Annotated in this window: 9 protein-coding genes; 5 read left to right on the forward strand and 4 right to left on the reverse strand. The window is 60.9% G+C overall.

What is annotated here, in order from left to right; translation table 11 throughout:
- Positions 1-4: 4 nt before the first annotated feature.
- On the reverse strand, positions 5-337 hold the full coding sequence (locus tag BM167_RS12765) for a DdfA family disk-determining factor (RefSeq protein WP_092893115.1): 333 nt from the start codon (positions 335-337) through the stop codon (positions 5-7).
- 234 nt (positions 338-571) lie between these two features.
- On the opposite strand from BM167_RS12765, the gene BM167_RS12770 reads away from it, so the two are divergent.
- Positions 572-1,129 carry a metal-dependent hydrolase gene (locus tag BM167_RS12770; RefSeq protein ID WP_092893116.1) on the forward strand — a complete coding sequence of 186 codons (558 nt, stop codon included), beginning with the start codon at positions 572-574 and terminating at the stop codon, positions 1,127-1,129.
- 72 nt (positions 1,130-1,201) lie between these two features.
- Positions 1,202-2,512: a sulfatase-like hydrolase/transferase gene (locus BM167_RS12775; protein WP_092893117.1), complete on the forward strand. Its 1,311-nt coding sequence runs from the start codon at positions 1,202-1,204 to the stop codon at positions 2,510-2,512.
- 852 nt (positions 2,513-3,364) lie between these two features.
- On the opposite strand, the gene BM167_RS12780 is transcribed toward BM167_RS12775, so the two are convergent.
- Both BM167_RS12780 and BM167_RS12785 read right to left on the reverse strand, forming a co-directional pair.
- Complete coding sequence (locus BM167_RS12780; RefSeq protein ID WP_092893118.1) at positions 3,365-4,114, reverse strand: hypothetical protein; 750 nt, start codon at positions 4,112-4,114, stop codon at positions 3,365-3,367.
- 392 nt (positions 4,115-4,506) lie between these two features.
- Positions 4,507-5,760: an orc1/cdc6 family replication initiation protein gene (locus tag BM167_RS12785; protein WP_092893119.1), complete on the reverse strand. Its 1,254-nt coding sequence runs from the start codon at positions 5,758-5,760 to the stop codon at positions 4,507-4,509.
- Between the two features lie 1,363 nt (positions 5,761-7,123).
- On the opposite strand from BM167_RS12785, the gene BM167_RS12790 reads away from it, so the two are divergent.
- From BM167_RS12790 to BM167_RS12800, 3 genes are all read left to right on the forward strand, one after another.
- The gene (locus BM167_RS12790) at positions 7,124-7,543 is read left to right on the forward strand and encodes a helix-turn-helix domain-containing protein (protein WP_092893120.1); all 420 of its coding nucleotides are present in this window, start codon (positions 7,124-7,126) and stop codon (positions 7,541-7,543) included.
- 178 nt (positions 7,544-7,721) lie between these two features.
- Entirely contained in the window at positions 7,722-8,450 is a 729-nt protein-coding gene (rdfA, locus tag BM167_RS12795) for a rod-determining factor RdfA (RefSeq protein WP_245781361.1), read from the forward strand.
- 125 nt (positions 8,451-8,575) lie between these two features.
- Positions 8,576-10,525, forward strand: coding sequence for an archaea-specific SMC-related protein (locus BM167_RS12800; protein WP_092893121.1), 1,950 nt, complete (start codon positions 8,576-8,578; stop codon positions 10,523-10,525).
- A gap of 514 nt (positions 10,526-11,039) precedes the next feature.
- Here the strand turns inward: BM167_RS12800 and BM167_RS12805 are convergent.
- Positions 11,040-12,344, reverse strand: a complete 1,305-nt coding sequence (locus BM167_RS12805) for an AI-2E family transporter (protein ID WP_092893122.1) — start codon at positions 12,342-12,344, stop codon at positions 11,040-11,042.
- Positions 12,345-12,425 lie beyond the last annotated feature (81 nt).

Consider the following 12,425-nt stretch of genomic DNA (forward strand, 5'->3'; position numbering starts at 1 on the left):
GAGATCAGTTGCGCTGCTGCTTGCGACGAACAGCGTCGCGTTCGGGGACGATTTCCAGCCTCCCGTCGGAGTTGACCGTGACGTCGTATCCCGCGTACTCGAACGATACCGACCCTTCTACCTCGGCCGACGGAGAGAACAGTCGATCGAGGGCGTCCGGATTGACGGTTTCCGCGAGCGGCGGCAAGTCAGTCGGCCCGACACCCTTCAAAGCGGAGATGCTGAGAACGACGTTGGTACTGGCGAGTTCGGAATCCTCGCACGCAACGTGGTACGACTCCGCCCCTTCGTCGTAATCGATACGGCTCCGTCCCCATCCCTCGGACTGTGCGGTCATGGACTGCGCTAGGGGAGGAGAACAGACAATTATATATAAATATTCCTGTTCTCTGCACGGTTCGCAAGACTGCGCGAGGTAGGTAGCTCGTATCAGGAATTAACACGGAATCGAGTAATTGGCGTGCTACGATGGGGGTCGAGCGAAACCGGTCGAGTCGCCAACGGTGAGCGATCCGACAGGAGTGTCACGTATACCGACAAGTAGATGAGGACCGCGGGCAGAGCCTGAGCCATGTGGCCGTGGGGACATCTCGCCTTTGGATACGTCGTCTACTCACTCGTCTCGCGCGTCGCGCGCCGCCGCGCGCCTGCGTGGCCCGCAGTCGCGTTCTTGGCTCTCGGCACGCAGATGCCGGACTTGGTGGACAAACCGTTGGCGTGGACGCTGAGCATCCTCCCGAACGGCCGGTCGTTCGCTCACTCTCTCATATTCGGCACGCTAATCGCCGTCTCGATAGTGGTACTTCTCCGCCGTCTCGACGTCCGGGGTGGATTACCGTTCGCCGTCGGATACTACTCACACCTCGTCGGTGACGTCGTCATCCCGGTATCGAACGGGGATTTCGCGGATCTGGCGTTCCTCCTCTGGCCGGTGCTCCCCGTCCCGCAGGACCACCACTCCTCGGTCAGTATTCTGAGATACATCCTCACTGCCGACCTGACCTCGAGATACCTTCTCGAGATGGGTTTGGCGGGGCTGGTGGGACTGTGGTGGCTCGTCGACGGCGCCCCCGGCGCGGCCGAACTGTGGCGCGCGGTGAGACGACGCGTCCGACGCCATCCGAACTGAACACCGGGGCGATTCGGTCAGTCGTCTCATTACGAGATTCATAATCATTGGTGTGGACTGTGAGGGGGAGGTATGGACGTCGTCCTCATCACCGCGGCCGCCGCCCGACACGATTACGTGTTCGACGGCGACGGTCGAGTAATCGAGTCGCTTCCAGCTTTATCTACGCTCGCGTCCGATTCGGCCGCTTTCTCTCGGGCCTATTCGGGGGCACCGACGTCGAAAGCGACGATGCGGGTGCTTCTCTCCGGGACGCACGCGACGGACCGAAACACCGCCGAACTGCCGACACTGCTCGACAGATTCGAAGACGCGGGGTACGCCACGGCGGCCTTCCACGGCAACCCCGGCAACGAGGAGTTGGCGTCTCACGGGTTCACCGTCCCGGACGTCGAGAGCCGAGAGAACGGCGTTTCGGACCGCTTCCGCCGCGCGGTCGGGCGACGCATCGCCGACGATACGACGCTGTCGGGGGCACTCGAGGCGACGAATCGAACGCTCGGGTCGTCGTTCGGCGTCAACATCGCGTCTTCGTCGTTCGTACCGGGAGAGGTTGTGACGGACCGAGCGCTCGAGTGGATGGACCAGACGGACGGTCCGCGCTTCCTCTGGGTGCACTACGGAGACGCCCTCCCGCCGCACCAACCCCGACCGGAGACGGAGAGCGAGTCGCTCACCTCCAGGCGGGCAACTCGCCTCACTCACACCTGTCAACACGACAGCGACGAACTGACCGAGGAGGACGAAGCCGACCTCAAACGGCTCTACCGCGGCGAACTCCAGTACGTCGACGGCTGCATCGGTACGCTGTTGGAGGGTATCGACAGCCGACTCGGTCGGCGAGAGCGAACGGTGGCGTTCGCCGGAACGAACGGGTGTGCTCTCGGTGACCGGGGTGGATGGTACGACCGAGGCCGGTCGCTTTTCGACGAGTGCGTCCGCGTGCCCGTCTTCGTCGATGGCCCGACCTGCGCGACCGGAGAATACGATTTCGCGGTGTCTGCGGTGGACGTGCTTCCGACACTCGTCGGTGCCGCGGGTCGCGACCCACCGACGGTCGGAGCCGGGTCCGACCTCGGGTCGCTCACGGACCGTCGCGTCACGGAGCGACAGGTGTTCGCCCGGTCGATGGATGACCCGGGCGAGGTGATGGTCTGTAACGGTCGGTGGAAACTCCTCCGTCAACAACCGGACGGGCGCGAGAGACTGTACGACCGCAGTCAGGGGGTGGACGAAGGGCGCGACCGGTCGGGGGAGAATCTCCCGGTCCACCGGGCACTGGGGCACGCGCTCGATTGCTTCGTCGAATCGGGCGGCCTCCGCGACCGGTCGAGTTTCGGCGGCGGTAGCTCGCCCGAAGCGATTCGACAATCAAGCCGTTAATACAGTTATAACGCCTTACTAATCGGCTATACAGACGCTCTATGGGGATTCCGAGTCCGCATCTTCTTTTTCACTATTTCTTGACATTCACGTGTACCTACTATTATTCCATCGGAAGGTTTTTGTAATTAACCGTCTGTTAAGAAAATGGATGGCGTGGAATACCACTTCCGGGCACGAGGTGCGGGCGATCAGTCGCCCGCAGAACCGGCCTGCGCACCGGGCGTCAGGTCGGGGGCCCTCGCTTACGCTCCGAGGAGCCGTCGGGGGGCGGCAGGCTCGGAGCAGAGGGTCTCGCGCCATCTCGGACGACCCGTGGGTGTGTCACTCTACGGGAACCGGCGCCGGACGCGACGCCACTCCGGTCGCGACCGGCAGTTCGAGGAGACGACCGCAGACGGATACGGCTCGACGGGACGGATGCTGCCACGACTGTCACCGTCGCTTCTGTTCGTTTCCGGTTCGAGGCGATATCCGCTCCGGTCACCGTCTCTCGGACGCCGAGTCATCGCTCGTGTCACTGCACGTCAGAGGCACCCGTGCCGGGGGGCACAGAGGGGACGATGACGCAGGTACTCGGGGGAGTACAGAGAACGAGCAAACGGGGAACTGAATCAACGGGGAACTGGGGGACCGAGCCAACGGGCGGTAAACGGGGAAGGGGAAACACGGACCGAACGCAGGGAAGCAAACACGTTCCGTCGCCGACGTGAACGAGTCACTACCCGACTCGTTCCGTCGAACGACAGCGAAGGAAGAATTCGAGACTCTGTTTTCCGTATCTTTGCGCGCGCGTAGCCAGGAATACCGTATGGGCGAGACAACCGCCGAGCGCGCGACGGCCGAGACTACTCAAATCGGGAGTTCCCAGAGCCGCACGAGTTGAAGCAGGATGAGCACGGAGAGTCCGGCGTAGGCGACGCTAAGCGGAGTGACGTCCGAGAGGGTGACGAGAAGAGCGACGACGAGGAGCGACGAACCGAGCGTCAGCGCGGTTTTCGCTCCCGTGGATACCAACTCGGGGATTCGACGTACGACTCCGTCGGGTTCGACACCCTCGAGGAGAACGACGATACCGGAGAGTCCGAGCAGGAGGCCCAGTCCGGCGAAAAGGCCGGTGTACTTCGGCGTGCGGAGGATATACGAAAAGAGACCCGCTCCGACGACGAGCGAACAGAGTCCCCCCGCGCGTCTGACGCCGTGGGCGAGTCTGAACGGGGGCGTCGATGGTGCCGCCGCCGCGGACGGGCGGGCGGTTCCGGCGTCCGGTTCGGAGAATCTGAGATGGTAGCCCACTCCCTCCGCGACCAACGAGACGACGAAAAAGAGAGCCAGCGCCCCGACAGCCGCCTGCGTCGTGTCCGTCGGGTCGGTCACGTCGAGGAAGCGGTGCGCCCAGAAGACGTTCGCCCAGGAACTGTCGTGGATGGCGTCGACGAACCCGAACTGAGCCGGAACTCCCTTGTTCAGGTCGGGGATCATCGCCCACAGACCGCCGAGGACCATCAGGGTTCGAGGGAATCTGATGCGCGGCAGAAAGAACGTGACGACGAGTACCGTCGCGCTTGCGCCGACGACGAAGTGAGTTATCGCGAGTGACATAGTTCTGTATCGGAGATACGAGTCGAAGCTCTTGTCATCCCTATCGGCCCGAGCGGTATAATCGACACGACAGAGTAGCACGAACGAGTCATGTTACGACGGTCCTAACCGTAGTTTCATCGCCAGAGACAGTGAATATCGAGGAATATGCAAAACATCGACGGTACCGAGTTTGTTCACTCTCATATACAGTACCGAAAAGTTACTAGTTCTATAACAGCGGACACGGTGGTGTACATTCACCGAACCGGATACGTTCGAACACCACCATGTCCGAAGTAACATCCACAGCGACGGTCTGAGTCATCGGGTTCGTAGTCTCGTCGATTCGCGGCCCCGCGTCGGGTCGGAGGCAAAACAGGGTTCGAGATTCGGTGAGGGAGACGGGACTGTTACGCGCTTTCGAAATCGCTGAGCATCGTCATCTTCTCGTCGTCTTCGACGTGGGGGGCGACAGAGTCGTGGACGCCGACGAGTTCTATCGTCTCCGACATCGCAGAGAGGATGAGTTCGACGTCCATGTCGAGTGCGTACTCTCGGTACGTTCCCCCGCGCCGGCCCTCGTTCCGTTCGGTCACGGAGACGATACCGAGCATCGCGAGTTCGCTGAGATGGTCCCGCATACGCCGCGGGACGAGAGGGTCGCGGTTCGCCAGTTCCGCGAACCGCGTGTATCTGGGTCTGACGTCGCGAGAGCGAATCGGAGTCTCGCCCTCCAAATCGAGCGTCAAGAGCGCATACAGTACGAGGTGGCCGTGTTCGGTGAGTCCGTTGATGCCTTCCTTTATCCGTCCGCGTTCGAGGGCTCGACGCCCGCGGCGGACGTGTTCTTCCGTGATCTCCTCGGTCTGTTCGTCGCGAGCGAGGTCACCGGCCTTCATCAGCAGGTCGATGGATTGGCGGGCGTCACCCGCGTCTTTCGCGCCGTAGGCCGCACAGAGCGGAATAACCTCCTCGCTGAGGACGCCCTCGTGGAACGCCACCTCCGCACGCTGTCTGAGGATAGCGCGGAGGTTCTCCGCGTTGTAGGCGGGAAAGTGGATCTCCTGTTCGCAGAGCGAGCTCTTGACTTTCGGCGAGAGGTCGTCGCGAAACGAGAAGTCGTTCGATATGCCGATGAGGCCGACCTTCGCCTCCGAGAGGTTTCCGTTCGCCCGCGCACGCGGGAGTTGGTAGAGGATACTGTCGTCGTTGACGTGGTCTATCTCGTCGAGGACGACGAGGACGGTCCCTCCGCAGTCGTCCAGTTCCTCCCAGAGCATTTCGTAGACGGACGCGAGCGGATAGCCGGTCGTCGAAATCTGGTTCGACTCGGAGCGAAGGGTGTTTACCAGCCGGGTCGAGATCTGGTACGAACTCGTCAGTCCATCGCAGTTGAGCAGGATGACGGTGAGATCCAAGTCGTCGTACTGGGCTGCGTCTTCGCGGAGATGAGAGAGAAGATACTTCGTCGCCGCCGTCTTCCCGACACCGGTCTTGCCGTAGAGAAACACGTTGTTCGGCTGTTCGCCGTTGATGACGGGTTGGAAGGCCGCTTGGTACGTCCGCAACTCCTCGTCGCGCCCCACGAGCTGTTCCGGTTGGTAGTCCTCCCGGAGAGCATCACGGTCACGATAGATGTCCGTGTCCCGCTCGAACAGCGCCATGAAATCTCAATATCGGAGCCCGTTAATAAAACCACCGCGTCCGGAGTGTCCGCTGTTCTTGCTATTTATAAGTAATCGGCGGAACACACCCCCTCCACTTTGTCCGCTGTTCTCGCTTCCGAAGGTGGGGGTGGTTCTGAGGAACGACGGAGATGTTTGTATAGCGGTGGTTTTTTATACAAATAGGTCGAGTTAGTCCGTAGAACAACTAGTGCGGTATGCGGAGGGAAGGTGTGGATGCAGTACGTCAAGATATATCGTGTTAGACGGCTGTACGACCCAGATTTTAGAGAGTATCCTAATTAGGCTCGAGCGAGTTTATCACCGCGCCCGAGAGGTCTACTACGCTGTATCGTCGCTTCCGAGGTCTGTCTCCCGACCGCAGACACTCCTTCGACCGACCCGTCTCTTCGACCGTCTCCGATAACAGCGGACGTAGTGGTGTGGGTGGGTTCGCCGTGTGGAGGTGTACCGGAAAAGAACCCGCAGAAGATTCCGAGGATACCCAGCAATAGATGGCCTCTAACACCAGTACGGCTCCATCAGACGAGTCGATGAACGACGACCGAGAGCGCACTCTCTCTTTCCGGGCCCCCTCCCTCTCGAGGCAGAACAGCGGACAAAGTGGAGGGGGTGTGTCGGGAACTCACCCTCTCGTCGGGTCCTCGCTCGGAGACGGAGAACGGCGGACACGGTGGTGTGTTCTGGTAAGAGAGACGTCTTCTGTTCGCAACTGTTTGTAACTCCGAAACTCTAAGGAGTTCGGGTGGGACTCCGGCTCGAGCCACTCGAACGACCGTCCTAATTCGGTCTCGCACCGATTTCGGGACGTCTTCCCTGCCACCCCGCCGTCAGCGTCGTCTCGCTTTCGACACCATCTCGTTCCCGCTGTCGCCTTGGCTTCGACGCCGCCCGCGTATCCGAACGATAATCGCCGACAACAGCGGACACTGTGGTGTCGAACAGAGGAGGTATCATCTCGTTCGACTCCCACAGATGGAGCACAAGCGATTGTTCTACCCAGAACCAACACCACTGTGTCCGCTGTTATTCTCCGTTCTACTGAGAGCAACGGCTTCGTTTCTCTCTTCACGACCGAAGAGACAGTTCGACTCTCCAACCGTCGGAAGCGGCCGGGTCTGCACGTCTTCTAACACCGTCGTGTCCGCAGTTTATTCGATCTTTCGTCCTCTGAAACGCAGGACTCGATGCGTTCGCCGAATCAGTTAGTTCCAGTTTCCGACGCCGCTATTGGGCGTACACTGCCGTTTGACTGTCATTCGTCTGCTAACGGTGATACGTTTCTCGGATCGAAGTTTGTAAAAGTAATTAGACTTATTTGGCGTCGGTTCCAAGTGTGCCTATGACGAAACTGGACGGCGTCGACCCGGATGACCTTCGTCGGTCGCTGTCGGATGCGAACTCCGCGAAGGCTGCCAAGCGACTCGTCGTAGCCCTCGACTACCTCGACGACGTTCCGGTCTCGACGCTCGCAAAGCGCTACGGTATTCCCCGTTCGACGCTGTACTACTGGCTGGACCGGTTCGAGGAGGAACCGATACAGCAGGCCGTCACGGACGAAGACCGACCGGGTCGGCCGCGGAAACTCGACGACGACGACCGAAGCCGCCTCCAACGGCATCTCCGCGACGAACCGAATTCGCACGGAGTCGAGGCGACGGAGTGGACGCCCGAACTCGTCAGAGACCACATCGAGGGGACGTTCGGCGTCTCTTACTCCCTGGGCCACGTTCGGCGTCTTCTCCGCGAACTCGACGTGTAACCCGGGACGGACCTGTTCCGGATACACTTGTCCGGATACCACCGCTCCGGATACACTTCCATCGGGCACGCCTGTCTCGAGTACATCGATACCCGACGCGCCCGTCTGCGGAATTCTGGCGTTATCTCGCTGTAGACGGAAACGTATATACCGAATCGAACACTAATTTGAGCCGTTAATGAGTACTGAAGGGAACAATTCGTCCGCCACTGGACGGGGGAGCAAGGTCCGGCGGCTCATCGGAGAGTACGGACTCGACGGGGAGGGTGAACGCCTCGAATCGTATTGGACGACCGACGGCGAAGACAGGCGCAGTCTTCGCGAACTCGCCGACTACTTCAACCGCCGTCTCCTCCGCGCGACGATGGAGTCTGCGGGCATGAACCCGCTCGACGGCGAAGTAGAGAACACGTACCGTCTCCTGACGGACGACGACGTGAGTCGCGGGATGCAGACGCAGGCGCGACAGACCCTCGAACGAGAGGGAGTCGACGTGGAGGGACTTCGGTCGGATTTCGTCTCTCACCAGGCGATTCACACCTACCTCACGAAGTATCGCGACGTCAGCCAGCAAGAACAGACAGACGTCGACAGAGTAGAGAAGGGCTCGGAGACGATTCAACGTCTCCGCAGTCGGACGTCGGCCGTCTCCGAAAACATCGTCGAGAACCTCTCGGGAACCGATCGAATCGACCTCGGCGACTTCGAGGTGCTCGTCGACGTCCGCGTGTTCTGTCGCGACTGCGGCACTCAGTACGACGTTCAGGAACTCCTCGACCGAGGCGGATGCGACTGCGGCGGCGACATCGTCGCTGGCGCGGGCGAAGACGCTGATTCGGACGGCGACCTGGACGCGGACTCGAACCCAGATGCGGAGACGAATCTGGACTCAGACGCGGACGAATAATCGATCTCTCCTTCGGTCTCTCACCCTCTCTTCTCCCGTCACACCGTCCATTACACCCATATACCTGTAACAGCGCGAAGAGGAATAGATGAAGTATTATATGCGCTCCATCTAATTACGGGTGTATGAGTTCTGCGCAGTCCACAGAAACGACCGCCCGACTTCACGTCGAAAACATCGGCGGAATCTCGGAGACCACGGTCGAACTCGAACCCGGCGTCACCGCGTTGTCTGGGCGAAACGCGACGAACCGAACCTCTCTCTTGCAGGCGATCATGGCGGCACTCGGAAGCGAACGCGCGTCTCTGAAAGGCGACGCTGCGGAGGGGTCTGTCACGCTCACCATCGGCGACCGGACGTACTCGCGAACGCTGAAGCGACGCGGAGACACCGTCGTCACCGACGGTGACCCGTACCTCGAAGACTCGACGCTCGCAGATCTCTTTGCGTTCCTCTTGGAGACGAACGAGTCCCGACAGGCCGTCGCGCGGGGCGACGACCTTCGAGAACTCATCATGCGGCCTATCGACACCGACGCGATTCAGACCGAAGTCGAGCGTCTCGAAACCGAGAAACGGAAACTCGACCGAAAGATAGACGACCTCGATTCGCTCGACGGGCGCCTCCCGGAACTCGAACAGCGACGGACCGAACTGAGGTCCCAGATTCAGGAGAAACGCGACGAACTGGAGGCCAAAGAACGGGAGATAGAGGAGGCGGACGCGAACATCGAACAGTCTCGCGAGGACCGAAACGAGTTAGAGGACAAACTCGACGAGGTCAAGAACGCGCGTTCGAGCCTCGAAGACGTCCGATACGACTTAGACGCCGAAGCCGAGAGTATCGAAGCGCTTCGCGACGAACGGACCGAACTGCAGGAAGAACGCGCCGATATCCCCGACGAACTCGACGACGGAACGGCCATCCAGTCCGAGATATCCGACCTCCGCGACCGGATGCAGACGCTCGATTCGACCGTCAACGAACTCCAGACGGTCATCCAGTTCAACGAAGACATGCTGGAAGGGACGAGCGCGGACGTGGCCGAGGCGCTTCGAGACGGACAGGGACACGACCACGGGTCGGTCACGGACGCACTCGTCGAGGAAGACAGCGTCGTCTGTTGGACGTGCGGAACGCAGGTCGAGACGTCGCAGATAGAATCGACCATCGACCGCCTGCGTGACCTCCGCCGCGAGAAACTCGACCAGCGAAACGACGTGCGTTCGCACATCGACGAACTGGAGGACGAACGCGCCGAACTCGACACCCTGCGGCGACGGCGAGAGAAACTCGACGACCGAATCGAGAGCATCGAGGCCGAACTCGACCGACGGCAGAACCGCCGCGAGGAGTTGAAGTCCCGACGCGACGAACTGTCGGCCAGCATCGAGGACCTCGAGATCGAAGTCGACGAACTCGAAGAACGCGACTACGGCGACGTACTCGAACGCCACCGCGAGGCGAACCAGTTGGAGTTCGAGATCGGTCGCTTAGAGAGCGACGTCGAGGACGTCGAAGACGAGATGACGGAGGTCGAATCGCGCCTCGAAGAACGCGACGACCTCGAACAACGCCGCGACGAGGTTTCGGAGCAACTCGGGGAACTCCGGACTCGAATCGAGCGGATCGAACGCGAGGCGATAGAGCAGTTCAACTCCCACATGGATACGGTCCTCGACATCCTCGACTACGCCAACCTCGACCGCATCTGGATCGAACGGACGGAGAAGACCGTCCGAGAGGGACGGCGCAAAGTCGATAGGTCGGTCTTCGACATGCACATCATCCGCAGTTCCGACGACGGTGCGTCTTACGAGGATACCATCGACCACCTCTCCGAGAGCGAACGCGAAGTGACCGGACTGGTGTTCGCGTTGGCCGGCTATCTCGTTCACGAGGTTCACGAGACGGTGCCGTTCATGCTTTTGGACTCCCTCGAAGCGATAGACTCGGAGCGCATCGCACAACTCATCGACTACATCAGCGACCACGCCGACTACACCGTCGCCGCACTCCTCCCCGAGGACGCCGCGGCGGTCAGCGACGAGTACGAACGCGTCACCGAAATCTGAACCGACGGGGGGTTCGCCGCCGTCTCGACACGTCCGCGTCCGCTCGCATCCTTCGTTCCTCACCGTCGATTCGGAGCCGAATCTCACTAAACTAATTGGAGAGACGCCGAGGAATTCCACCAGACATTCGGCGGTTCCGACACCGAAACCCGGGGACGCGGAAGTCGTCCGACGACGAGCGCACTCTGCCCATCTCGACCGTGAAAAACGACCCGTACGTCGAATCTACGGCTTCTGATCTCCGGCGAACTGAACTCATGAGTTCGGGGCTGTCGGCGAACCACCGTGACGGTTCGGAGCGACTGCGGTGCGTTCCGACCGATTGTCCGCCGCGAAACTACGTAAACAGACTTTAACGCGACTCTGCGGGACATTTTGCAGTCTCACTTGCTCCAGACACGGTGCGGTCCGTTCCGGTTCCTCAGACCGTCTGACAAATTAATTTGTCCAACACAGTATGGAAAACGTGACCAATTAGTTCCGGGCGAACGACTCGAAAACTGGCCGCGGACGATTACTCCCCCGCCGAATCCCGTCCCTCTCTGGGGCCGGAGTTGACGGGAGAATCTTGTTCGTCCTCGCTGTCGGGGTGAGTCTCCCTGTCGGGTTCCGTCGCGCGTTCGGACGCTTCTTCTTCGTCCGTCTCCGCGAGTGGTTCTACGTCCGCGATGGGTCGCTCGGGGCGGATTAGCCACGGGAGGACGATTCGGCCGAACTCGAAGACGACGACGAGGACGAGTGGACCGAGGAAGATACCGTACCAGCCGAACATGAGAGGGCCGAGCGTGTACGCTATCATCACCGCGCCGACGTGGAGCGACCGCCCCGAGACGTAGGGGCGAAGCAGTTGGTCGGGGATGTAGTCGACGATAACGATGGAGACGGCGGCGAACACCACGGGAAACCACAGCGTCTCGGGTCCGACGAAGACCGACAGTCCGAACAGGTACACCCCGACGGGAATCCAGATGAGTTTGATTCCGATGACCGGGATGAGACTCGCCGCGCCGGCGAGAAGTCCGATGAGGCCCGCTTCGGGGATGGCGATGCCCGTCGGAGAGAAGGCGTTCAAGCCGGTGTAGGTCACCGCCCCGAGGAGGCCCGTAAACAGCGCGTTGAGGATGTTTCCGAAGTAGACGTTCTTCAGGTCGCGGTCCACCGCGCGAAGGTACGTCTCCACGACGCCGTCCGTCTCGAGGAACGTGTCTTGGGCCCACTTTGCGAGTCGGTGTCCGTCGCGGAGCAGATAGAAGACGATGACGAGGGCGATAAACAGGTGCAGTGCGCCGTTCAGGAGGATGACAGCCGACGTGCTCAACACGTCCACCAAGTCGGCGGTGATGCTGCCGAGGTTCAGTTGGTTCAGTTGCCCCGGGTTCGCGATAATCTGTTCGACGGTGGTCTCTAGCTCCTCTATCGACGCCTCGATGTCGAAGTACGGCGAGAGCACGTCTTCCAGTTGACCGAGTCCGCCGTCGCTTCCGAACTCCCGGAGTGAGCGGACGGCCACGACGAGCGTCCACCCGACGAGAACTAACACGGGGAGGGCGACGAGCAGAAGAGACGCCGCCACCGCCGCCGTCCGGGACGAGGTGCGATTCAGCATGCGGTGAAACACCGGCCGGGTGACGTAGTACGCGAATAAGCCGAGAACCGCCGTCCCGACGTACCGCCACGAGACGTACGCCAGCACCGCGAGCAAGAAGAGCGCGACTATCCACAGTGCGACGCGCCCTCGCGAGAATTCGACGCTCTCTAAAGCGGCGGTGCTTCGCTCTCGGATTCTCGTCGACCGGTCGGATTCGGTTTCGTCAGTCACGTTTGTATCTCGCCTCGAAAAATTGCGGAGATACGGGGGATACGTCTTCGGTTGACATAAGAGTACTCACGGCCGAACGCC

The sequence above is a fragment of the Halopelagius inordinatus genome (assembly GCF_900113245.1).
GTDB classification, from domain to species: domain Archaea; phylum Halobacteriota; class Halobacteria; order Halobacteriales; family Haloferacaceae; genus Halopelagius; species Halopelagius inordinatus.

Bases quoted from the DNA above. Each gene is read 5' to 3' on its own strand.
- BM167_RS12785 (WP_092893119.1), bottom strand. From the start codon at position 5,760: ATGGCGCTGTTCGAGCGGGACACGGACATCTATCGTGACCGTGATGCT.
- BM167_RS12765 (WP_092893115.1), bottom strand. From the start codon at position 337: ATGACCGCACAGTCCGAGGGATGGGGACGGAGCCGTATCGATTACGAC.
- BM167_RS12775 (WP_092893117.1), top strand. From the start codon at position 1,202: ATGGACGTCGTCCTCATCACCGCGGCCGCCGCCCGACACGATTACGTG.
- BM167_RS12770 (WP_092893116.1), top strand. From the start codon at position 572: ATGTGGCCGTGGGGACATCTCGCCTTTGGATACGTCGTCTACTCACTC.
- BM167_RS12780 (WP_092893118.1), bottom strand. From the start codon at position 4,114: ATGTCACTCGCGATAACTCACTTCGTCGTCGGCGCAAGCGCGACGGTA.
- BM167_RS12790 (WP_092893120.1), top strand. From the start codon at position 7,124: ATGACGAAACTGGACGGCGTCGACCCGGATGACCTTCGTCGGTCGCTG.
- BM167_RS12800 (WP_092893121.1), top strand. From the start codon at position 8,576: ATGAGTTCTGCGCAGTCCACAGAAACGACCGCCCGACTTCACGTCGAA.
- rdfA (WP_245781361.1), top strand. From the start codon at position 7,722: ATGAGTACTGAAGGGAACAATTCGTCCGCCACTGGACGGGGGAGCAAG.